Raw genomic sequence first — 24,253 nt, 5'->3', positions numbered from 1 at the left:
ATAAACAATGGGTTTTGTGTTATGTCATGAGCGTGAATTTTATAACTCATTCTCAATCATATGCCCCATACGCTCTTTTTTGGTGTTGAGGTAGGCTTCATTGTGCGGATTGACCCCAACAAGCAGGGGCACCCGCTCAACCACCTCAATACCAATATCATTGAGATAGTCAATTTTGTTGGGGTTGTTGGTTATCAGCTTTACCTTATCCACACCGACATGCTCAAGCATCGGCTTGCACATCTCATAGGTGCGAGCATCGGCAGGCAAACCGAGCAGCAAATTGGCATCAAGCGTATCATGTCCTTGGTCTTGCAATGCGTAAGCTCGGATTTTATTGGTCAGTCCAATCCCGCGTCCTTCTTGGCGCAAATATAAAATCGCCCCACAGCCGCCATTTTTAGCATAAGCTTGAATCATCTGCATGGTAGCGTTGAGCTGGGGGCCGCAGTCGCATTTAAGCGAACTAAACGCATCCCCTGTCAAACATTCGCTATGAATGCGTACCAATGGGATTTTGGATTTATCAGCCGTGGGCAAACCAACCGTCAGCATGACGTGTTCATGTTTACGATTGCCAAGCGCATCGCGTGCCGTGTCGTCCGTATCTTCAAACACATGAATATCAAATAGCCCATGCGCTGTTGGTAAGGTTGCTTGCGTGATAAATTGATACGACACCCACTACTCCAAAAAAATGACCCACTGACCCAAACAACTGAACCAAGTCGGTAAACCCAAAAATAAAAGTGCCCTTTACATGAAGGCATTGATTAAAATATCAAGAAGGATAGCGTCATTACCCATCTTATCAATAACCCGCAAGCTAGGCTCACATGCTATCTGACGCAACTTTTTTGTCAAAATTTATCAAAAATTCAAGGCGCTAAGCTAAACTTTATAGAAGCTATAAGATACAATCTAAAATAGCGAGGTTTGATGTTTAATCAACAAAAAAATGCTATTATGCCACATTCATGCGCCACATTGGCAATTCAAAGCTGGTAATGCCAGCTTAGCCACCTAGATTTTCAAGCGTTCAACGCTTTGGCAGTCTGTCAACTTTGTGCCAATTTTGTGCCACCAAGAAGGTGTCGATAGTCATTGTGCGTTTTACCATTTATTTTTTTCACCTGTGTCAACAGGGCTCATCGAGTGCCTGTAAGCAATGAAAAGTGTCAGCCAAGATATGTCAAAAACTAAAATAGCTAACCAAAAATACCCATTAAAAACCTTTGATACCATCCCTATGCTAAAGCCGCATACGCCGCTGCTCGATGGTGTGGACAGTCCTGATGACCTAAAAAAATTCAGTACCGTGCAATTGCAGCAATTAGCCGATGAATTGCGCGAGTTTTTGCTGTATGCAACGGGCGTCAGTGGCGGGCATTTTGGTTCTAACCTTGGCGTCGTTGAGCTTACCATTGCACTGCATTATGTCTTTAATTCACCCAAAGACCAAATTGTCTGGGACGTAGGGCACCAAGCCTATCCCCACAAAATTTTAACGGGTCGCCGTGACAAGCTTACCACCATTCGTAGCCAACATGGGCTAACTGCCTTTCCTGAGCGTCATGAGTCTGAGTATGATACCTTTGGCGTTGGGCATTCATCGACGGCGATTTCTGCAGGGTTAGGTATGTCGCTTGCTATGCGCTATTTAGGCAAACGTGACAAAGTGGTTAGCATCGTCGGCGATGGGGCTATGACAGGCGGTATGGCGTTTGAAGCGATGAATGACGCGGTGCAGCAAAATGCCGATTTGATTGTGGTGCTCAACGATAATGACATGTCAATTTCGCAGGCAACGGGCGGATTTTCTAAACATTTAGCCACCCTTTGGCAGCGTGGTTTGGCAGTCGATATCGATAAAAATGGTGATGCGATTTTTACCAAGCGCGTCATTTCCAGTGAAGACCGCCGTATTCGTCATTATTTGCACATGGCAAACGAAGCTTTAGATGACTGGACATCGCGCCTGCCCAATAAAATTGTCGAAAAATTGGCAGAAAAAGGTATTCCAAAACCGTCTCAGTTAGAAACATTACCTGAGAAAATCGCCAATAAACTCATTGATGAAGTGTTCCCCGAAAACTTGTTTAAAGCCATTGGCTTTCAGTATTTTGGACCATTTGACGGGCATGATGTTGCCAAATTGACTCAAGTGTTTGAACGGGTCAAGCAGTTAAAAGGTGCGGTACTTGTCCATGTGCATACGGTGAAAGGTAAAGGCTTTTTACCTGCAGAATGCGACCCGATTACTTATCATGCCATTACCAAACTTAAAAAAATCAACCCAGCGCAAGAAAAATCTGTGCCAGTTGACAGCCAAAAGCCGGCACCCACCCCCGCCAAAAAATACTCGCAAGTGTTTGGTGAGTTTATCTGCGATAAAGCCGCCACTGACAAACAACTGATGGCAATCACCCCTGCGATGGCTGAAGGCTCAGGCATGACCGAATTTGCCAAGCGCTTTTCAAGCCAATTCTTTGATGTGGCGATTGCTGAGCAACATGCAGTGACCCTAGCGGGTGGTATGGCGACCCAAGGCGTCAAACCGATTGTCGCGATTTACTCCACATTTTTACAACGTGGCTATGACCAACTGATTCACGATGTGGCTTTGCAAAATCTCAACGTGATGTTCGCCATTGACCGTGCAGGCTTGGTCGGTGAAGACGGTGCCACCCATGCGGGGGTATTTGACATCGCTTTTATGCGAACTGTGCCTAATATGGTGATTGCTTGTCCCAAAGATGAGAATGAGTGCTATAACTTACTTAATACCTGTTATGAGCATATTGGACCCTCTGCGGTGCGTTATCCACGTGGTAATGGCATTGGGGCAGAGATTGATAAAAACCAAGCGATTTATCCAATCGGTAAGGCAGCGCTTGAGCAGACTATTGATGCCACTGCTGCAGGTACGAGCAACGTGGCGAAAAAAGTTGCGGTGCTTGCTTTTGGTACCATGGTAAAGACAGCGGTCACGGCGTGTCAAAACTTAGCCGAAACTTACCCAATGACGACGTTTTTTGTTTATAATATGCGGTTTGTTAAACCGTTAGACAGCGAATTACTGGATACTCTATTGGCGCAAAACTGCTCCATTGTTACCCTTGAAGAACACCAAGTCATGGGCGGTGCCGGTAGTGCGGTCAATGAATACCTAGTTGCCCAAGCAGCAAAAACAAGCCAAGCCTTGCCAACGCTAATCAACATCGGTATCCCCGATAAATATATCGCGCATGGCAGCCCTGAGCAGCAATTAGCCGATTGTGAGCTAGATGTCGCGGGTGTGGTCAAACAGATGCAAACGATTTTGTCATAAATTTTAGATTTTTATCCTTCAACAAAAGGTCAATTATGGAACCGATGGTCGTCATGGCAGCCCGCGCTGCACAAAAAGTAGGTCAAGAGATTTTAAATGCACACAACAATCGCCACAAGCTAGAGTTCACGATTGAAAGCAAAGGCTTAGATGGTTTGGTGACCCAAATCGACCGTTACAGCGAAGAATTATTGATCGCGATGCTCAAAGAAAGCTACCCAACCCACTCATTTTTGGGTGAAGAATTTGGGCTACAAGAAGGCAAGGGCAATGATAAAGACTGGTGCTGGGTCATTGATCCATTAGATGGTACCCACAACTTTATTCATGGCTTACCGCATTTTTGTGTCTCAATTGGGGTGCAAAAAAATGGCGTCACCGAACATGGCATCATCTATGACCCAGTGCGTGATGAGATGTTTTCAGCCAGTCGTGGTAAAGGCGCGCGTCTCAACCAACGCCGTATCAGCGTCAGTGAGCATAAAACCATTGATGGCGGCTTTTTTACCACCGGTCATCCGCTTGAGCGTAACCGCGCGGAAGGTAAAGTCTCCTATGCCAAAGAGCATTTTGAAAGCTTACAAAAAATCTGCGAACAAGGCGGTCAAGTGCGCCGTGTGGGTTCAGCCGCGTTAGATTTGGCATATGTCGCAGCGGGACGGTTTGATGGTTATTTTGAAATGTCTATCAAACCTTGGGATATATGTGCTGGTGAATTAATTGTCACTGAAGCACGTGGTACTGTGGTTGACCATACAGGCGCACACAATGCGATGCAAACAGGCTCTATCTTTGCAGCAAATATCAAACTATTAAAACCATTGATGCAAACCGTGGTACCAGTTTGGGGCAGTGCCGTTAAAGGCTGATGTTGTTGTGACACTAAAAACGCGCTAATCCATAGCGCGTTTTTTTTCATCATCAATTCGTAAAAAAAAATCTAAGCTAAAGAGGTTAAGTTAAGCAGATAGACAACAACGTTGACATAATAAGAGATGACAATATAAAAACGGCAATCAATATTCACTGATTGCCGTCCTCGTTCTATATGCTGTTTTATAGCATCTTATTTATAGTATCTTGCTAAAATTCACCTAACTGGCGTATGTTAGAAAGGCTATCTTTCAATATACTGTAATTTGTTGGGTACGCCATCCCATTCTTTGGCATCGGGTAGTGGGTCGTGCATGGCTGAGATGTTTGGCCATTTTTCGGCAAGTTCTGCATTCAGTTCGATGTATATTTCTTGACCTTTTGGCACTTCATCTTCTGAGAAAATCGCATTGGCAGGACATTCTGGCTCACACAGCGCACAGTCAATACATTCATCGGGATGGATGACCAAAAAATTCGGACCTTCATAGAAACAGTCCACAGGACAGACTTCAACGCAGTCAGTATATTTACAACGAACACAGTTATCAGTAACGACGAAAGTCATGGCGGTGGCTACCTTTTTTTAGTTGCACAAATGTTAAAAGCATAAAAAATACAATCGTATTATTTTAGCGCGTTACGCTTTTTTTAACAATTCCTTTAATGAATAAATAAATTCTAACGCCTGTTTCGGCGTCAGCTCGTCAGGGTTTAGGGTGTTTAGTTGTTGGCTAAGTTTATATTCATCAGTCTTCAAAGCTTGATAGTCAGCCGCTGCACTTTGCAAATCCAGACCTATTTGTTTCTCATCTTCTGATGGATAGGGTAAAGAATTGTTGGGCAAACTTTTTTGCTCGCTTTGGTTATCCAAATAATATTGCGCTTGGGCTAATAAGTCTTGCGGCAAACCTGCCATTTTGGCGACATGCAATCCAAAACTGCGATGCGTCGCCCCCGGTGCGATTTTATGCAGTAGTAGTAACTGCCCGTTGATTTCTTGGGTGACAAGGTGTTGATTAAACATTTTGGGGTGGCGCTCAGCCAGTTCAGTGAGCTCAAAATAATGGGTGGCAAATAGGGTCAAACAGCCGATTTTTTCTGCTAAATAATTCACGCACGCATGCGCAATCGCTAGACCATCTTGGGTGCTGGTGCCACGACCGACTTCATCCATGAGTACCAATGAGTTGGCATTGGCTTGGTTCATGATATTGGCGGTTTCAATCATCTCGACCATAAAGGTTGATTTACCACTTGCCAAGTCATCTGCTGAGCCAATGCGGGTAAAAATCCGCTCAATACGACCGAGCGTCACCGACTGCGCAGGGACATACGCGCCACAACAAGCAAGTAGCACGATGAGCGCGGTTTGACGCATGTAGGTCGACTTACCGCCCATATTGGGACCTGTGATGAGCATTAAGCGTTCAAGTTGGGTGGCTGTTCCCATGACACAGTCATTGGCGACAAATGGGTCAAGCGATGCCGTCTGATGGTGAGCTTGGCGCTGTTGACCTGCTTCAACCACGATATGGCGTCCGCCTTGGATATTGAGGCTTGCGCTATCATCCGTGGTATTAAACAACGGGCGGCACCAGTTTTTACTATGATGAGAACGATTCTGCAAACGCGTTAGGCTGACCCAGTTGGCAAGTACATCCAAATACCCAATCGCTTTGGCAAGGCGCTGCAGCTCACCAAGCTGTGACTTGAGCTGACGCAGCAGATTTTCATAGATACGCTTCTCAAGGGTCAACGCTTGCCCTTGAGCCGATAAATAGGATTCTTCAATGGTTTTGAGCGCTGGCGTGATAAAGCGTTCGGCATTTTTGAGCGTTTGACGGCGAGTAAAATATTCAGGCGCGTTCTTGGCTTGTAGGGCGCTGAGTTCAAAATAAAATCCGCTCACTTTATTAAAGCCCACTTTGAGCATGGGCAAGTTATTTTTTTGCCGCTCTTGCACCGCCAATTCTTCCAATGTTTGCTCGATATTGCCATGCAGATTTTGTAATTCATCAAGCTGTGGGTCATAGCCCTTTTTTATCATGCCGCCATCACGGATGTGGGCGGGCGGCTCATCGACAATCGCTTGGTCTAGCAAGGCATGGATATTGGCAAAGCTATCAGTTAAGGCTAAGTCAGGTAGCTGTTTGCTAAGCATGGCAAGCAAAGGCGTCTCAGCACTTAGCGTCGTTATGGTGGTAAAATCAAAATGTTGCTGTAACTGCTTTGACAACGCTAACGCTTGCGCCAAGCTCAGACGCAATTTGAGCAAATCGGTCGGTTTTGCTGAACCCAAGCCAATGCGTCCCCCAATGCGTTCGATATCGCTGATTTCGCTTAAGGTTTGTTTAAGCAATTCAAACGCTTCTATCGGTAATGTCATCAGTTGTTCAACCGCATCAAGCCTTCGGTTAATCAGGGTGACATTGCGTAGCGGTCGGTGCAAATGATGGACTAAAGCGCGTTTACCCATCGGCGTTTGGCAATGATCAATCACCGATAACAGCGAAATACCCGATGCCAGCACGGGTTTAAAAATTTCCAAATTTTGCTGACTGATGGTATCAAGCTGCAAAAAATCGCCGTTATGCTCAAGCTGCAGGCTACGAATATGGCGTAAATCAGCTTGCTGGGTCTGTTTGCCGTAATGCAGCACAACCGATGCCGATGAGATGGCAAGCGGTTTTTGCTCAATGCCAAACCCTGCCAGCGTGGTGACACTTAGATGCTGGGTCAGATGTTCAAGTGCGTTATTTGGCAGAAAATAACTGTGCGGCTGTGACAAAATCGGCGGTAGGGTGGCTGTTGGGCTATTTGCGCTCAAACAGTCCTGCAAAAAATGTTGCCACGCCTCAGACAGCTGCTCATCTATTAGCACTTCACTGGGATCAAAGCGGGCGAGCGCGTTAGCAAGCTCGCTTTGTAGCGCCGTATGACTGTCGCAGTTAAGCTCAGTCACACGGATTTGCCCTTGTGCCAAATCCAGCTGTGCCAATCCCACCGACATTTGCTGTTTAGCAAAGCTGATAGCGACGACCGTTGGCGTCTGCCCTTGGGTGATGAGGTTATCATCGGTCAGCGTCCCTGCGGTTAAGGTACGGACGACTTTACGTTCCATAATCTTAGCGGCATTGGCTTTTGTTTTGCTGGTTTTTTTTGTTATGCTTTTGGCTGTGCTATCGGCTGCAGAGTCTTTTGCGGCAGTGTTTTCTTCAGGCTCGTCTTCAGGCTTTTCTTCTTCGACTTGTTCACAGACCACCACGGTTTGCCCGGCATTAATCAGCCGAGCAATATAGCCGTCTGCCGAATGAAATGGCACACCTGCCATCGGGATGGTATTGCCCTGTTTATCTTTGCCACGTCGGGTCAAGGTGATGCCCAAAATATCGGCAGCAAGCTTGGCATCATCGAAAAACAGCTCATAGAAATCGCCCATCCGGTACAGCACCAAGGCATGCGGATAATCCGCTTTTAGGGTGAGATATTGCTGCATCATGGGGGTGTGATGGTCAAGATTGTGAGGCATGGTCTGGGTCATAATGGTTAAACGTTATGAAATTAAGCAACAGGTGCGTTTGTCGCACCATGTTGGGTGTGTGAGGTGGGTTAAGGCTGGCATGCACAAATGCACGTTAATTCCAGCCTATTTTTTCGAGCTTATTTACCAGTTTATTTACCGGCTTATTTAAAAGCTTAAAGCGATTGGATTTTTGAGATCCAATGCTGTTTTTCAGCATCCCCTATAAAAGACGCGTTAAAGCTGTTGATCGCCAATTGTTTGATATCGTCATTTGATAGCGCTAGCGCTTGCTCAATAGCGACAAAGTTGTCATTCATATAGCCACCAAAATACGCCGGGTCATCTGAGTTCACCGTCACGCACACGCCTTGGTGCAGCATGGTTTTAATATTGTGCTCGCCCATGTCTTGCACCACTTTTAGTTTAAGGTTACTTAATGGACACACCGTCAACGGCATTTGCTCCGCTATCAAGCGTTGCATGAGTTTATCATCTTCTGCCGAGCGCACACCGTGATCGATACGATTGACCTTTAACAAATCCAACGCTTGCCAAACATACGCGGGATCGCCTTCTTCGCCCGCATGCGCAACCGTCAAAAACCCAAGCGCACGCGCTTTGGCAAATACCCGTTCAAACTTAGCGGGTGGATTTCCCACTTCGCTAGAGTCAAGCCCCACGCCAATGATATTATCTTTAAATGGCAAGGCCTGCTCAAGGGTGACAAATGCGCTGTCTTCGCTCAAATGACGCAAAAAACACAAAATCCAATGCGAGGTGATACCCATTTTTGCTTTGGCATCTAAGCTTGCTTGATAAAGCCCTTGAAAACAGGTGGCAAAATCCACCCCCCGCTCAGTATGGGTCTGCGGATCAAAGAAAATCTCCGTATGCACCACATTATCAGCCTGGCATTTTTCAAAATACGCCCACGCTAAATCATAAAAATCCTGCTGTTTGACCAAAACGTTTGCGCCGGCATAGTAGATATCCAAAAACGATTGTAAATTATGAAAATTGTAGGCATTTTTGACATCTTCAATGGTTTGGTAGGGTATATCGATTTGGTTGCGTTTAGCGATGGCAAACATCAGCTCCGGCTCAAACGTGCCTTCGATATGCACGTGTAGTTCGGCTTTGGGTAATTGATGAATCAGTTGTTGTGGCGTCAATGTGGCAGTCATAGCAAACTCAATAGCATAATGGCAAAGATGGCGTTAAAATCTTTCAAGAAAATTTCAACAATGAAAATTTCGAAAATAAAGCTCAATTATGGGGATGGATTGATAAAGATAAAGGTAATAGAGGCAAGCGGTTCAAACTCACAGGCTGTCATAACCTTGTATCTAAAAAAAGCAAACCCATATATAATAGCAAAATTTATTTTGAACACCTTTATTAACCGTCATTGTATTAAAAGTCATTGCACTTATTGATTTGAGCACTTTAGGAAAACCCTCGTATGTTAGGCAAAATGATAGGCAAGGTTATCGGCACCAAAAACGACCGTGAGCTTAAGCGAATGCGTAAGTTGGTCGACAAAATCAACGCCTTAGAACCCAAAATCCAGCCCCTCTCTGACGAAGCATTAAAACAGAAAACTGCGGAATTTAAAACCCAATTTGAGCAGGGTACTAGCCTAGATACCATTTTACCTGAAGCCTTTGCGGTCTGTCGTGAAGCCTCAAGCCGTGTCCTTGGCATGCGTCACTACGATGTACAGCTCATCGGCGGTATCACCTTGCACGAAGGTAAAATCGCCGAGATGCGCACGGGTGAAGGTAAAACCTTGATGGCAACGCTTGCGATATATCTCAACGCGATTAGCGGTAAAGGCGTGCATGTCGTCACCGTCAATGACTACTTGGCAAGCCGCGATGCCGAATTAAACCGCCCGTTGTTTGACTTTTTGGGCTTGACTGTCGGCGTGATTTACTCACAGCAAGACCCGATGGAAAAATTTGAGGCCTATGCCGCAGATATTACCTACGGTACCAACAACGAATACGGCTTTGACTACCTACGTGACAATATGGTATTTCGCCTAGATGAGAAAAAACAGCGCGGACTGAACTATTGTATCATCGATGAGATTGACTCGATTTTGATTGATGAAGCGCGTACGCCGCTGATTATCTCGGGTCAAGCCGAAGACTCATCGGCTATGTACAGGCTGATTGACACCATCATCCCGCGCCTCAAACGCTCAGAAACCGAAGAAGGCAACCGCGAAAACCGTGAGCAGGATTTTTGGATTGATGAAAAAAATCGTCAAATCGAAATCAGTGAAAAAGGCTACGAGAAAATCGAAAAATTCTTGGTGGAAAAAGGCGAGCTTGGCGAAAACGAGAGTCTATATAGCCCAACGCGCTTGCCACTACTAGCCCACGTTCAAGCCGCGATTCGTGCGCACCATTTATTTGTTAAAAACATTCACTATATCGTGCATGAAGGCGAAGTCATCATTGTCGATGAAAACACAGGGCGTACCATGCCCGGTCGCCGCTGGTCAGAAGGGTTGCACCAAGCGGTTGAAGCCAAAGAACAGGTCGAAATCCAAGCCGAAAACCAAACCCTTGCCACCACGACATTCCAAAATTATTTCCGTCTGTATGACAAACTCTCAGGCATGACAGGTACAGCCGATACCGAAGCTGCGGAGTTTAAACAAACTTACGATTTAGATGTGGTGATTATCCCCACCCACAAACCAATTCAGCGTATCGACCTTGATGACCAAATTTTCCTAAGTAAAATGGGCAAATATCAAGGCATCATCCGCGAAATCAAACGCATTCAAGAGAAACAGGCGCCGATTTTGGTGGGGACGGCAACCATTGAAGCCAGTGAAGTGCTTTCAGAGTTACTGACGCAAGAAGGCATTCAACATAACGTCCTTAATGCCAAACAGCACGAGCGTGAAGCCGATATTATCGCGCAAGCGGGTAGCCCCAATGCGGTCACTATTGCCACCAACATGGCAGGTCGCGGTACCGATATTATCTTGGGGGGTAACTGGCAAGCAGAGCTCGCCAAAATCGATAATGTCACCCCTGAAATGAAACAACAAGCCCATGCCGAATGGCAAGTGCGAAACCAACAAGTGCTAGAGGCGGGTGGCTTACATATCATCGGTTCTGAGCGTCACGAATCGCGCCGCATCGATAACCAATTGCGCGGTCGTGCGGGCCGTCAAGGTGACCCGGGGGAGTCACGCTTTTTCTTGTCGCTTGAAGATGACTTGATGCGGATTTTCGCTGGCGATCGCGTGGTGAATATGATGCGCGCCATGGGGCTAAAAGAAGACGAAGCCATTGAGCACAAAATGGTGTCACGCTCGATTGAAAACGCCCAAAGCAAAGTGGAAAACCGCGACTTTGATGCCCGTAAGAGCCTACTCAAATACGATGACGTTGCCAACGAACAACGTAAGGTTATCTATAAGCAGCGCGATGAACTGCTCGCCGAAAGTAATCTACAAGCAGCTATCGAAGCGATGCACTACGATGTATACAATGCCTTGATTGACCAGTTCGTGCCACCCGGCTCGATTGATGACCAATGGGACATTGATGGGCTTGAAGACGAGCTTGAAAATGAGTTTCGTATTTATATGCCAATCAATGACTGGCTAGATGCCGATCGTCGTTTGGATGAAGAAGGTTTACGCCAAAAAATCATCGAGGCTGCGTTACTCAACTACCGCGCTCGACGTGAGCAAATGGGCGAGGAAAATGCCGCCCAACTTGAGCGTCACTTTATGCTATCTAGTCTAGATAAGCATTGGAAAGAACATCTCAACCAAATGGATCAACTGCGTAAAGGTATCCATCTGCGAGGCTATGCGCAAAAAAATCCTGAGCAAGAATATAAATCTGAATCTTTCTCTTTGTTCCAAAGTATGCTCGGTGCCATCAAGTCTGAAACCGTGCAAGATTTAGCGCGTGTGCATATCCCAACGCCAGAAGAAATCGCTGAGCTTGAGCGCCAGCAACGCGAACAAGCCGAGATGATGCGTCTGCATTTTGAGCACCAAGAAATGAATGGCGTGACCGGTGAGCTGAGTGACGATGAAGACATGATTGCGCGTAATAGCCAGCAACGCACGCGAGCTACGTATTCCTTTGGTCTAAGCGGCTCAGCAGCGGCAACCGCGAGTCCAGAGATGGCTGAAAATGGTGACAATCCATATGCCAACTTAGCGATTAGCCGAAATGCCCCTTGTCCATGTGGTTCTGGTTTAAAATACAAGCAATGCCATGGTAAAATTTAAGGTGACATCATTATCATCTTTGAATTAGCAACCTTGTTGATTGAGCAATTTTTACTATATAGACTATCAAGTACGTTGTCGGGTTGAGCGATTTATTGATAGTAGAGGATTACCCATGCAAAACACACTAGCAAAAATCACCATGCTGAGTTTAGTATCGGCGCTTACGTTGACAGCTTGTGATAAAAAGACAGACAGCACAGACAATGCCGCGGCAGCATCAGCGGCAGAATCACAAGCCGTACCAATGTCAGCTGCGCCTGCCGATGAAAAAAATAGCGCCGCTGTGACCGAAGCCAATGCCACCGTAGATGCCGGTCCTGACGCTACCAGCGCCAGTGGCACAGCAGCGACCCCTGTTGATGCGATGCCAGCGAGTAACACCGAGGCAGACGCTGCAGATGACGGCGGCGCGGATAATTCAGACATGGATAAGATTACGGAAAATGATACCGTGATTGATAATGCACCTGCTTCGCCCAATGCACCAAAAGCCAGCGATGATGCAGCGCCTGCCGTCGGTAACCAAAAAGTTGGTCAATAACAACTACACCCACAAAAAAAGCTGATACCCATCAGCTTTTTTTTAACACTTCATTTAAACGCTGTTCAAATAATTATCAAAACGCACGATCTCATTTGATAGGCTTAGGTTAGGCGATTGGTCTGCAAGAAAAGGCGCTGATTTGGGTCTTTTGACTACTACCACACCCTGTGGGGTTATTTGCGCCAACGCTGCTGACAATAATTGTTGTGATTGCGCAATCGACGGTGGGGTCGTCACAGTATGCAACATCTGCATATGTTTATTAACCGCTGATTTGTAGCTATCAGCGGGAAACATCGGGTCTAGATAGACACGGTCGACTTTAGGCAACTTAGCCAGCAATTCTATCGCATCGCCATGATAAATCGTTAATCGACTCATCAATTTTTGCCAGTTGCGATGCTGCGCCATTTTTTGCTGTTCTAGTTGCAGTAGCAAAAACATGAGTGGCTGCTGTTCAAGCAAAGTCACACTGGCACCGGTACTTGCCAAGATTAAGCTATCATGCCCAAACCCTGCGGTTGCATCAATGACAGTCATGCTGGCTTGTAGCTGCATGGCTTTGAGTAGCAGTTCAGTTTTTTTGCCCGCTTTGACCACACGCTGTTGTAGGTTTTGCCAATTTGGGCTGACTTTCATGCCCGCTGCGATGACAAAAACATCACCTACCTCATCAATCAGCACACTGTTATCATCGACTGATTTCAGCCATTTTTGAGTTACTTTGCTAGTAATCTTTTGCAATTGTAAATTGACGGATAAAGGGGCGAGTATCGTTTCAACATTTGCCAAACGCTGCTCGCTTGGCAAAGTGTCAACATAATACAGTTGGATTGATTGATGAGATAGCATAGGGATTTAAATATAGCCCAGCATACCAGCGATGAGTACCAGTACGCCTACCACGATGCGCCACCAAGCAAAAATCGTAAAATCGCGGGTACTGACCCAGTTAACCAACCATTTGATGAAAATCATGGCAAAAATAAATGAGACTACCACACCCACTGCCATGATGGTCCAGTCTTCAGTGGTGGTTAAAATATGATGGTTTTTGGTCAGATCTAGTAGCCCAGCACCCACCAATACAGGAATCCCTAAAAAGAAAGAATACTCCGCAGACGCCTTACGTGATACCCCCAAAAATAGCGAGCCGATAATGGTAGACCCTGAGCGAGAAGTACCAGGAATCAAGGCAAGACATTGAATCAAACCGATGATAATCGCCGTTTTAATATCGATATCTTCTGCTTCGGCATATTTGACCGTATGTTTGTGTTGTTGGCGCTCTGCCCAAAAGATAATCAAACCACCGACAATCAATGAGATTGCCACCACGGTTGGGTTAAATAACGCCGCTTTTAACGCTTTATCAAACATCAAACCTATCAGCATAATCGGAATGGTGGAAATAATCAGCGAGATGCCCAATTGACGCGGGTTTTTACGCTCAGGGTCTTTACCCGTAATCAGTCCCATCAAGGCACGCCATAGCCGTCCCCAGTACAAATAAATTACCGCTGAAATCGCACCCAGCTGAATGACGACGATAAACAAGTCGGCTTTGTCTTTGGTCCAAAAATTTAACAGGGAATCGGCAAGAATTAAATGCCCGGTACTTGAAATCGGTAAAAATTCGGTAATGCCCTCAACCATGCCCATGATGATGGCTTTAAAAATCAAAATAAGATCCATAACGTATCCAACTATGTTAGTTATTAACAGTCAAAGCTAACAATTTTTGCGCTTATAACAAGGTAAAGGGTAGCGAGTCAAACTTAACACAACATGAGTAATCAGCCGATAAATTAAGCCTTTTGTTGTTCGGCTAGGGTTTTCCACGCATTATTTCTTAAATAAACTGGCAACGCCAGCTCAGCAGGGACGGATTGGTGCTGCTGGTACAAGATTAGCCCAAGTTTGGCAATGATAATCGCTGAGGGGCGAATATCGGCAAAGATGGCTTGACCTAGCTGCGCATTGACCAAGGTTGCGCCATTGCCTACTAAGGCTAAGTCTTTGTCTATCACACTGTCATAATCAAGTAAATGCTCAGTAGCACCTGCCACAAGCTGCATGATACCATCGCTCATGGCGTATTCACCGGCGTACACTTGGTTCATGCGCGCGTCTGTCAGCGCCAATACGTGGGAGCGTTGATGTAGTTCAAATGCCGCTTGGGCGACAGTTTGCAGGCTTGATACCGGCAAACAAGGCACATCATGGGCAAAGGCGATGGCTTGCGCTACCGCTGTATTAATGCGTATGCCACTAAAAGCCCCGGGACCTCGATTAAAAGCAATCGCAGTCAGTTGTGACCAATCAATCGATGATGCCGTCATCAGCGCATGTATCATCGGCAAAATTTGCTGGGTTTGCAGACGATTCCCCGTCAGGGTCTGTTCAGCGACCACATTACCAGCTAAATCCACGAATGCCACTGAGCATTGGTCAAATACACTTTCAAGTGCCAAAATCATAACAAATTGCCTTTACCGTTTGTAGCAATCATGCGCTTAAAGCACACAAATTTTGCCTAAAAAATTGCTTGGTATGATACCACTAAAAACAAATTTGAGCACAATTTAGTTAACATTGATTTAGGTAAAAATGCCCTCAACCCCGTCAATAAAGTGCTATAATCCTTACTATTTTTAGGGATTTAAAGCCAATGTGTTAAAGTTGGCGGATTCAAATCCCAAGTGCAACGTAACCGAAACTAGATTTTACCTCAAAGGGCGTTCTAAAACCTAATACTTTTCTAGGGCGATTATTCAAATTATTCTCAATCGCCTGAATAACATCATCCGATAAATTATCAAAAGATATCGACTTAGGTAAGAACTGGCGAATTAAACCATTGGTATTTTCATTCGTACCACGCTCCCAAGAATGATAAGGGCGAGCGAAGTAAATATCAGCACCGAGCTTATCAGCGATAGATTCATGCAAAGCAAACTCCTTACCATTATCAAATGTAATAGATAGTGTTTGCTCATCTTTAAGTAACTGATTACAAGCATTAGCCACTGCCTCTGCTTTTCGATTTGACAAGGCTTTGATTTTGGTTTCTCGAGTGGTTCTATCAACTAAGGTAACAAGAACGCCCTTATGCCCATGTCCGATAACTGTATCGCCTTCATAATCGCCAAGACGTTGTCTTTTATCAATGATGCTTGGACGATCACTGATATCTTTGCGGTTAGGTATTTGTCCTCGTCTGTCTTGTCCTGCTAAATTGCGTTTACGGTAGGTTTTTTGACAGCGTAGGTGGGTGTGTAAGTCACCTCCTGTTTTTTTGTCAGCATAGATGTGTTGGTAGATGGTTTCATGGCTAGGTACGTCTTTCCAGCCAAGCATGGTTAGTCTACCTGTGATTTGTTCAGGTGAGTATTTTTGACATAGTAGGTGTTGGATGTATGCCCAACCAAATAGTCTGATTCGACCATTGTTCTTGGCTTTACGTGTTTCACTAAGCTGTTGGGCTTGTTTAGGCCGATAGCCTCTTTGTCCGGTGTTGCGTTTAAGTTCTCGAGTAATGGTGGATTTGTTGCAACCGATGATTCTAGCTATTTCGCTATTGCTGATTGTGGTTTTCTTTAGGGCTGATATTTGGTATCTTTGTTCTTGAGTAAGGTGTGTGTATTGTTTCATGTCGTTTGATATGTGAGAGTTGAAAAGCAAGTGCAACTGCATACATCTTACTTCTCTTTTTGTTCATATTAAACGTTGCATTTCGTGTTGGAATCTAAGGTTGATAGCTAACGGTTAACAATGGTTTGCAAAGTCACTCAGAGTTATTCAAAGTCACTTTGCTGGACAATTTTATAGCGTATGTTATAGCATGTTTTATTAGTGGTCTAAGTTTTATTTGTCGGTTAAATGGGTAGATAGGTTATGAGCGGTAAAATAATTTTTGATAATGGCAAGCATCAGTGCATTATGTTTAGTGATTTGGTAAAAGGTGACGGTATTCAGTCCAATCAATTTTTAATTTTGCACTCAGATGAAGAAACTGTCGGCGCGGTTATTGACCCAGGTGGGGATTTGACCTATACGCCGCTAACCCTAGCACTGCTCAAACATACGGATATAAGGCATATCCGCTATGTGATTGGCTCACACCAAGACCCCGATATCATTGCGTCATTGCCGCGTTGGCTATTGCATACCCAAGCCAATATCGTCATCTCAAGATTGTGGGAGCGTTTTTTACCGCATCTTAACTCCGCGTTTACCACTGACCGTCTGCAAGAAGGGTATCTTAAGCGCTTGATTGCGCTACCAGATGAAGGCGCGGTGTTGCCTTTGGGGAAAAGCCAGTTATTTGCTTTGCCTGCGCACTTTTTGCATTCAGAAGGTAATTTTCAGTTTTATGACCCCATCAGCAAAATTTTATTTTCAGGCGATATGGGGGCTTCGTTGTTGGGTGATGCGAATGTGCCAGTGGAAGATTTTGACGCGCATATTCCGACCATGCGAGGGTTTCATCAGCGCTACATGGTCAGTAATAAAGTCACCCGCTTTTGGGCAGATGCGGTTCGACAGTTAGATGTCGAGATGATTGTGCCGCAGCATGGCAAATCTTTTGTTGGCAAAGCTATGATTAATCGCTTTTTGGATTGGATAGGCAATTTGCCTTGCGGGGTTGATTTGCTCACACAAGACGATTATGACTATGCAGGGCTGATTAATAGTGTTAAAGTTAACTGATTTGTTGTTTTAGTCGATGATGCCCTGTACTGTTACCCCTGTTTTTGAACAATTTGCCACCTCATACGATGCCGCCACGCCGATTCAATCGCAGGTGGCAGAGCACTTGGCGCAGCTCATTGTGCGTTACCATACCGGCGTAACCGATATGTGCATGGTGGATGTGGGTTGTGGCACAGGAAAATTGACGCAGGCGGTAATGTCAAAGTTTTTACAAAACGCAGCGTTAGCTTCCGCTCAGTTATATGGCGTCGATACTGCTGCCAGTATGCTTGCAATTTGGCAACAGCGAGTCGCGCATCTTTTGTCGATGCCGCTGTCATCTACCTCATCCCCACCAACTTCTCCAATGACGCTACACAGCCAAGCGCTTTGCGCCAATATGGCAGATATGGCATTGGCAAATAAATCTGCCGATTTGGTGATAAGTAGTTTTGCCCTTCATTGGACGTCGCCAAGCGTTATCGCAGAGCTTGGGCGCATCGTCAAAACCAAAGGTCAGCTGCATTTGGCGATTCCGGTGGCAGGTTCTTTTCATGAAGTCAGTCAGCGCTTTCCCAAGTTACCTGTTTTTGATTTTTTACCCAGTCACGCTTGGCTAGCGGCGATAGAGACCTTGCGGCAACAGCGCCAAGGCACGCTAATGTATCAAGCCGAGCAATCGTTTGCTGCCTCTTATGCCAATTTAAAAAGTCTGTTAAAAAATCTCAAGCAAATGGGTGGCGCCGTCTCTGGCAAAGACAGCATCGATACGGCGACATTTAGACGCTATTTGCAAGACCAATCACCGATTGGGCTGGATTACCAACTGCTGATGATTGGCTTACAGCTGTAAGGGTAACAAATTTATCGACGATTTGGCTAACGTTTAGCGTTACACTAGCATCAACTTTATCCCCCTTTTTGATTAGTTTAATTAACAATTCTATGACTACACACACTCTGTCTTTTAAAGATAAGCTACAAGCCTATATTCACCTGACCCGCTTTGATAAGCCTGTGGGCATTGAGCTGGTGTTTTGGTCGACTTTATGGGCGGTTTTTTTGGCGGCAAAAGGGTTTGAGCAATTCCCCCCTTGGCATGTGGTGGCAATCTTTGCGGTGGGTGCGGTGTTGATGCGAGCGGCAGGCTGTGCCATCAATGACTTTGCTGATAGAAAAGTCGATGGGCATGTGTCGCGAACCAAAGGTAGACCGCTGGCGGATGGTCGCTTGACGGGTAAAGAAGCGGTTTGGACGTTTTTAATTTTATCTTGGGTGAGTGCAGCGTTATTAATATTTTTGCCCGTGCAGGTTTTTATTTGGTCATTTGGTGCGGTGGCGCTGGCGTTTATCTATCCGTTTATGAAACGCTTTACCCATTTGCCGCAAGTATTCTTGGCAGCGGCTTTTGGTTGGGCGATTCCGATGGCGTATGTTGCGGTATCGCAAGTATTAACAGGGCAGACCGAGGTTGATATTTGGTGCTGGCTGCTGTTTTTCGGCTATATGTGCTGGACGGTGGCATATGATACCCAATATGCGATGGCAGATCGTGAGGATGATTTAAAAATTGGGGTCAAATCCACCGCAATTTTATTTGGTAAATATGATGTGTTGATAATTAGCCTACTTCAAGGGGTGTTTTTGCTCAGTTTGGCGGGCGTGTTTTGGCATTATTTTGCCGCGCTTTCAGTATTGGCGCTGTTACCTATCGTTGCCATGTTTTACCGACAGAATAAACAATGTCTTACCTATGATCGCAAGCTTTGCTTTAACGCATTTTTAGACAACGTGTGGGTAGGGCGCTATGTATTTTTGCTAATCGTGATATTGAGTGTATCGGCACTTCGAGGATAAATTGTGATAACCATAAAAAAACGCCTACAATCAAATTTAGGCGTTTTTTTATGGTTATAGCCATAATTTCATAGGCAAATTGAGTCCAAGGCGGTTGGTGAGTTGGTTATTGTTAAGCGAAACAATCCGCTCAGCAAATAACCCCACCACCATAGGCAGCAGTTGGTGTTCCATCGCATGGACGCGCTGCTGTAATTGGCTCGCATTTTCAGCCGCGTTGACGCAGGTCACCGCTTGTGCGATGACTTCCCCTGCATCGAGTTCGCTGGTTACCAGATGCACGCTGCAACCATGATAGCGCTCGCCAGATTGTAACACGCGGGTATGGGTGTCCAAGCCTTTATAATTGGGTAGCAGTGACGGGTGCAGATTTATCATCGGCACGTTTAAACCCGTGCTACTGGTCACCCCATCAATAAACAGCGGCGTTAAAATCCGCATAAATCCTGCCAATACCACCAAATCAGGTTGCCAAGCGCGTAATTCTTGCAGTGCCTGTTGTTCAAAACCGACACGGGTATATTTTTTGCCATTATCGTCACGCTCAATCACCGCGGTTGCAATATTGACTTGTTGCTCATTGGCAAGGCGGATGCGCTCAAGCGCATAGGCATCGGCTTTATTACTAATCACGCCCACGATTTGAATGTTCAATAGTTGCTGTAGCTGCTTATCAATTAATACTTGCAGGTTACTGCCACTGCCAGAGACGAGGACGGCAATTTTTAACGGGGTAGGGTTTGTCATGTTCAATTTCACAATGATAGCAAAGCAATAGGTTGGAAAAAGTAAGGTGCGTAAAAACGCACCTTTTAAACTAGCTCAATGGTAAATTGGCTCAATGGTAAATTAGCTTAAGGGCAAAATAGCCCAATAGTAAAGTAACCGATTGAGTCGCTGATAAAATTAGCGATAGGTTACCGCATCGCCCTGTCTTTCAACGATTTCACCCAATTTCCATGCGGTTTCGCCTTGCTCATTGAGTAAGTCAATGGCTTGGTCTGCTTTATCTGCCGGCACCACGACGACAAAACCCACGCCACAGTTAAAGGTGCGGTACATTTCCATCTGCTCGATATGCCCTTTTTGCTGAAGCCATTGAAACACAGGCGGGAATGTCCAAGAATTCACATCAATTTGCGCCGCCAAATGGTCGGGCAATACGCGTGGTAGGTTCTCCGTCAAGCCGCCACCGGTGATATGTGCCATCGCATGCAAGCTTGCGTTGCCCAAGGTTTTTTGCAGTTGCCCAATGGCTTTGACATAGATTTTTGTCGGTGCCATCAGCACGTCTTTTAATGCTTTGCCGTCTAATTGTTCAGTGGCAACATCGGCACCACTGACTTCAATCACTTTACGCACCAGTGAGTAACCATTTGAATGCACGCCGCTAGAGGCGATACCGATTAACACATCACTGTTGGCAACGTTTTTACCCGTGATAACTTCCGACTCTTCGACGACGCCGACACAAAAACCTGCCAAATCATAGTCGTCATCTTGGTACATACCCGGCATTTCAGCCGTCTCGCCACCGATGAGCGCACAATTTGCCAATTTACAGCCGTCACCGATACCGGTGATAACCGTTGCTGCGGTATCGACGTCTAGTTTTCCTGTGGCATAATAATCCAAGAAAAATAAAGGCTCGGCGCCACAGACTAGCAGGTCATTGACACACATCGCCACCAAGTCTTGACCAATGGTGTCGTGCTGCTGAAGTTGTAAAGCCAGTTTGAGTTTGGTACCGACACCATCAGTCCCTGAGACCAATAAAGGGGATTTATAGCCTTGTGGAATACGGCACAAGGCGCCAAATCCACCCAAACCACCGACTACTTCAGAGCGGCTAGTTGCTTTGGCAACTGATTTAATGCGCTGAACTAACGCTTCGCCAGCATCGATATCGACGCCAGCATCTTTATAACTTAATGAAGTGGGTTGTGTAGTCATGGTCTTCCTATCGCCAGAATCATTGGGAAAAGTAATACGCGCATTATACCCAAATTCCCATCAAAAAGAAAAATAATCCATCGCTTTGCTACCTGGCAATATTAGGCTGTTTATCATTGATGACGCCTTCTAGCCTCACAAATGTGATAGGGCGTTATAACATAGCTTTGAATATTTGTATGAGTTGTGCAGTTTGCGCTATCTATTTTTGTCAAATTACCTAAAATTAGTCGAAAATACAACGATGGCAGTGACCGTCTTTTATTTAACTTTACCCTTATATTTTTGGCGTATTTGGCTTTTTTGAGGAACCTATGTACAACCCATCCCCTTATCGATTTACGAAAGATGTATTTTTCAAACGGGTATTTATATCGCTGTTTTTGGTTGCAATAGGCTATATCATTTATCAATTACAATCGGTAATTTTGCCATTTTTGGTAGCATTTATTTTATCGTATGCGATTAATCCGCTGGTGCAAAAATTACAGGACAAGGCACACATTCGCCGCTGGGTGGCGATTTTGCTGGTATATTTGTCCACTGCGCTGATGATTGGATTGATACTCTGGTGGCTCATTCCACTGGTGTGGGAGCAGTTACAATCGGCATGGAAGTATGTACCGACGGCAATTGACTATTATAACAATACGCTGCGAGGCTGGGTGCGTTCTCACACACCCATACGTTTACCTGCCATGCAAGTACGTGATATGTCCAAAGGCTTGGTCGATTTTCTCAAAGAAAACTACAATATCACCGATGCACGCTCATTTTTTACCAATTTAATGTTATCAGGCATGAATATAATCAACGTGGCGGGCATTGTGGTACTGGTGCCGATTTTGATGTTTTATTTTTTATATAATTGGGATGAGCGCTTGGTAAAAATGCGTCATATGATTCCCAACCGTTATATTCCATCGGTCTATCGTATCGCCAAAGAAAGTGATGAAGCGTTGATGTCATTTATCAAAGGTCAGCTACTGGTAATGGTGCTGCTGGGTATGGTGTATGCGGTGCAACTGCAACTCATTGGACTTAAAGTCGGTCTTATTATCGGTATGATGGCGGGTATCGCAAGTTTTGTGCCTTATCTTGGCTTTACCCTTGGCTTTATTGCGGCGATTATTGCAGGGCTGTTTCAATTTGGCGTAGACTGGGTACATTTACTACTAATTATCGGTGCCTTTATGGTAGGGCAGGCGGTTGAAGGTTATATTCTGCAACCGTTATTGTTGGGTGATAAAATTGGTTTATCACCATTGTGGGTGATATTTGCCGTACTTGCCGGGGCGGCACTTGCAGGCATTGCAGGTATGCTGATTGCTTTGCCGCTCGCCGCTGTGCTCAATGTGCTATTCAAACATGCGTATGACAGTTACCGTGAAACTGAGTTTTATAAAGGCGATGCCCAATATAGTCTATTTAAAGAAAAAAATCTGATGGATATCAAACTTGAGCAGCAACAAAAAAAAATCGAGGAGCAAATGAAAAAAGAAAATACCAGTTGGATGGCGCGGATAAAAAATATCTTCTAAAACAGCAAGATGTCATTCAAATGACTACAAGCGCGTAATTTTGCCGTATAATAGCCGACTATGTGATAGGCGGTTATAGATACGCTCAATCAAGCATTTATTGTGAGGGGTTGGTCTGCCTTACGTTAAATGCTTTTTTTTATTTGCTATTTTTCCAATAAATAACGCGTCGTTGATAGCTGATAGCGTCCTCATAGGTTTATTTATTGGTTTATCATCAGTTAGGTATCTTATGCAATCAAACAATTCTGTAAGCCCAGTAGCAGCCATGTCTGCCGCTGAATTAAATCCCCAACGATTAGCCCAACTATTAGAGAGTGACGTAGACTCAGATAGTGACATAGATGGGCTTGATAATAATGATTGGGATGATGATGCGTCAAACAATGATGGTTTAAACAATGAAGCGCAGCAAACCTTGGGCGATGCCAATGCTGACAGCCAAGGCGATGACATCAAATCTGCGCGTTTTCGTAAGCTACAAAAAAAATTACGTAAGCTGGTCTCTTGGGCGATTCGTGACTACAACATGATTGAAGACGGTGATGTGGTCATGGTGTGTATTTCAGGCGGTAAAGACAGTTTTACCTTACTGGATATTTTATTGTTCTTAAAGAAAATAGCACCGATTCAGTTTGATGTGATTGCCGTCAATCTTGACCAAAAACAACCTGATTACCCTGAAGATATTTTGCCCAATTATCTGACCAAGCATGGCATTCCGTATTATATTTTAGAAAAAGATACCTATAGCGTGGTCAAGCAAATCGTACCAGAAGGTAAAACTTACTGTTCTGCCTGTTCACGTCTGCGCCGTGGTTCGTTATATGGATTTGCCAAACAAATCGGTGCAACCAAAGTGGCACTGGGTCATCACCGTGATGATATCATGGCGACGTTTTTCTTAAATTTATTTCACGGCGGTAGTCTCAAAGCGATGCCACCAAAACTGTTATCGGATGATGGGCAAAATATTTTGATTCGTCCGCTTGCGTATGTGGAAGAAAAAGACATTATCAAATATGCCAATTACAAGCAGTTTCCGATTATTCCTTGTAACCTGTGCGGCAGTCAAGAAAACCTACAACGGGCGATGATTAATGACATGCTGCGTACATGGGATCAACAATACCCGAATCGCTTGGATTCGATATTCGGCGCGATGCAAAATGTCGCACCGTCACAGCTCGCTGACCGTGAGTTGTTTGACTTTGAAAATTTGCAGTTAAAGCGTGATGAGCATATCCGTGTATTTGAAGGGGAAAACATCCAAGCGGGGCAGATTGACGAGCAGCTTCAGCAAAAAGGGGTACCAACCGCACCCGCTGTACAAAGCTTTGACCCCACCAAATCTCAGAAAAACAAAGCGTCTCAAAGATCCAACGCCAGCCAAAACGCTGAAAGCCAAAAAATACCGACAATCAATCCTTTGGTTTGATAACCAAGCGGATCAAGCACACGGCTATTTTGACTACTGTAATGGGTTAAGCTATTGAGGTGATAAGCGGTTGATTTAATAAGCTACTGGTTTAATAAAAAAGTTCGGTTAAATACACCCGAACTTCTTTTTTAGTTCTAACCTGTAAATTATCGTCGTCACGCATTGGGTTCCAAGCAGCGGGTTCCATCGTTCAATGAGATTGCGCAACGAGATTTC

The 24,253-nt window shown here is 45.1% G+C and carries 19 protein-coding genes; 9 read left to right on the top strand and 10 right to left on the bottom strand.

What is annotated here, in order from left to right; all coding sequences use genetic code 11:
* Window positions 1–39 precede the first annotated feature (39 nt).
* Window positions 40–681, bottom strand: coding sequence for a GTP cyclohydrolase II (gene ribA, locus RTS10_RS04640; RefSeq protein ID WP_312539436.1), 642 nt, complete (start codon window positions 679–681; stop codon window positions 40–42).
* A 508-nt stretch (window positions 682–1,189) separates the two neighbouring features.
* Between ribA and RTS10_RS04635 the strand changes: the two genes are divergently transcribed.
* Complete coding sequence (locus RTS10_RS04635) at window positions 1,190–3,331, top strand: 1-deoxy-D-xylulose-5-phosphate synthase (RefSeq protein WP_312539435.1); 2,142 nt, start codon at window positions 1,190–1,192, stop codon at window positions 3,329–3,331.
* Between the two features lie 35 nt (window positions 3,332–3,366).
* Window positions 3,367–4,200, top strand: a complete 834-nt coding sequence (locus RTS10_RS04630) for an inositol monophosphatase family protein (protein WP_007115595.1) — start codon at window positions 3,367–3,369, stop codon at window positions 4,198–4,200.
* A 248-nt stretch (window positions 4,201–4,448) separates the two neighbouring features.
* Here the strand turns inward: RTS10_RS04630 and fdxA are convergent, their stop codons facing one another.
* From fdxA to RTS10_RS04615, 3 genes are all read right to left on the bottom strand, one after another.
* A complete protein-coding gene (gene fdxA, locus RTS10_RS04625; protein ID WP_007115596.1) occupies window positions 4,449–4,772 on the bottom strand; it encodes a ferredoxin FdxA in 324 nt (107 codons plus the stop codon).
* 72 nt (window positions 4,773–4,844) lie between these two features.
* On the bottom strand, window positions 4,845–7,748 hold the full coding sequence (mutS, locus tag RTS10_RS04620; RefSeq protein WP_312539434.1) for a DNA mismatch repair protein MutS: 2,904 nt from the start codon (window positions 7,746–7,748) through the stop codon (window positions 4,845–4,847).
* 155 nt (window positions 7,749–7,903) lie between these two features.
* Window positions 7,904–8,914, bottom strand: a complete 1,011-nt coding sequence (locus tag RTS10_RS04615) for an adenosine deaminase (protein ID WP_409455583.1) — start codon at window positions 8,912–8,914, stop codon at window positions 7,904–7,906.
* A 278-nt stretch (window positions 8,915–9,192) separates the two neighbouring features.
* On the opposite strand from RTS10_RS04615, the gene secA reads away from it, so the two are divergent.
* Window positions 9,193–12,003 carry a preprotein translocase subunit SecA gene (secA, locus tag RTS10_RS04610; protein ID WP_312539433.1) on the top strand — a complete coding sequence of 937 codons (2,811 nt, stop codon included), beginning with the start codon at window positions 9,193–9,195 and terminating at the stop codon, window positions 12,001–12,003.
* 115 nt (window positions 12,004–12,118) lie between these two features.
* On the top strand, window positions 12,119–12,547 hold the full coding sequence (locus tag RTS10_RS04605; protein ID WP_096489283.1) for a hypothetical protein: 429 nt from the start codon (window positions 12,119–12,121) through the stop codon (window positions 12,545–12,547).
* 54 nt (window positions 12,548–12,601) lie between these two features.
* Here RTS10_RS04605 and RTS10_RS04600 read toward each other — a convergent pair whose 3' ends face one another.
* From RTS10_RS04600 to RTS10_RS04585, 4 genes are all read right to left on the bottom strand, one after another.
* A complete protein-coding gene (locus RTS10_RS04600; RefSeq protein WP_312522952.1) occupies window positions 12,602–13,402 on the bottom strand; it encodes a class I SAM-dependent methyltransferase in 801 nt (266 codons plus the stop codon).
* Window positions 13,403–13,408: 6 nt separating this feature from the next.
* A complete protein-coding gene (locus RTS10_RS04595; RefSeq protein WP_312539432.1) occupies window positions 13,409–14,245 on the bottom strand; it encodes an undecaprenyl-diphosphate phosphatase in 837 nt (278 codons plus the stop codon).
* Window positions 14,246–14,358: 113 nt separating this feature from the next.
* On the bottom strand, window positions 14,359–15,030 hold the full coding sequence (gene tsaB / locus RTS10_RS04590; protein WP_312539431.1) for a tRNA (adenosine(37)-N6)-threonylcarbamoyltransferase complex dimerization subunit type 1 TsaB: 672 nt from the start codon (window positions 15,028–15,030) through the stop codon (window positions 14,359–14,361).
* Between the two features lie 211 nt (window positions 15,031–15,241).
* Window positions 15,242–16,204: an IS30 family transposase gene (locus RTS10_RS04585; RefSeq protein ID WP_312539430.1), complete on the bottom strand. Its 963-nt coding sequence runs from the start codon at window positions 16,202–16,204 to the stop codon at window positions 15,242–15,244.
* A 243-nt stretch (window positions 16,205–16,447) separates the two neighbouring features.
* Here RTS10_RS04585 and RTS10_RS04580 point away from each other — a divergent pair, with 243 nt between their 5' ends.
* The 3 genes from RTS10_RS04580 to ubiA all read left to right on the top strand — a co-directional run bounded on the left by RTS10_RS04580 (window position 16,448) and on the right by ubiA (window position 19,102).
* Entirely contained in the window at window positions 16,448–17,263 is an 816-nt protein-coding gene (locus tag RTS10_RS04580; protein WP_312539429.1) for an oxygen-binding di-iron domain-containing protein, read from the top strand.
* A 16-nt stretch (window positions 17,264–17,279) separates the two neighbouring features.
* Window positions 17,280–18,098: a methyltransferase domain-containing protein gene (locus RTS10_RS04575; protein WP_312539427.1), complete on the top strand. Its 819-nt coding sequence runs from the start codon at window positions 17,280–17,282 to the stop codon at window positions 18,096–18,098.
* Between the two features lie 92 nt (window positions 18,099–18,190).
* Window positions 18,191–19,102: a 4-hydroxybenzoate octaprenyltransferase gene (ubiA, locus tag RTS10_RS04570; RefSeq protein WP_312539426.1), complete on the top strand. Its 912-nt coding sequence runs from the start codon at window positions 18,191–18,193 to the stop codon at window positions 19,100–19,102.
* Window positions 19,103–19,156: 54 nt separating this feature from the next.
* On the opposite strand, the gene purN is transcribed toward ubiA, so the two are convergent.
* Together purN and purM are read right to left on the bottom strand one after the other, a co-directional pair.
* The gene (purN, locus tag RTS10_RS04565; protein WP_312539425.1) at window positions 19,157–19,849 is read right to left on the bottom strand and encodes a phosphoribosylglycinamide formyltransferase; all 693 of its coding nucleotides are present in this window, start codon (window positions 19,847–19,849) and stop codon (window positions 19,157–19,159) included.
* Window positions 19,850–20,008: 159 nt separating this feature from the next.
* Entirely contained in the window at window positions 20,009–21,055 is a 1,047-nt protein-coding gene (gene purM / locus RTS10_RS04560) for a phosphoribosylformylglycinamidine cyclo-ligase (RefSeq protein WP_099834354.1), read from the bottom strand.
* Window positions 21,056–21,369: 314 nt separating this feature from the next.
* On the opposite strand from purM, the gene RTS10_RS04555 reads away from it, so the two are divergent.
* Together RTS10_RS04555 and ttcA are read left to right on the top strand one after the other, a co-directional pair.
* Window positions 21,370–22,596, top strand: a complete 1,227-nt coding sequence (locus tag RTS10_RS04555) for an AI-2E family transporter (protein ID WP_312539423.1) — start codon at window positions 21,370–21,372, stop codon at window positions 22,594–22,596.
* Between the two features lie 268 nt (window positions 22,597–22,864).
* Entirely contained in the window at window positions 22,865–24,034 is a 1,170-nt protein-coding gene (gene ttcA, locus RTS10_RS04550) for a tRNA 2-thiocytidine(32) synthetase TtcA (RefSeq protein ID WP_312539560.1), read from the top strand.
* Window positions 24,035–24,253 lie beyond the last annotated feature (219 nt).

It is taken from the genome of Moraxella sp. CTOTU47616, from assembly GCF_032017465.1.
GTDB lineage: Bacteria > Pseudomonadota > Gammaproteobacteria > Pseudomonadales > Moraxellaceae > Faucicola > Faucicola tetraodonis.
This window is presented reverse-complemented; position numbering and strand designations above follow the sequence as displayed.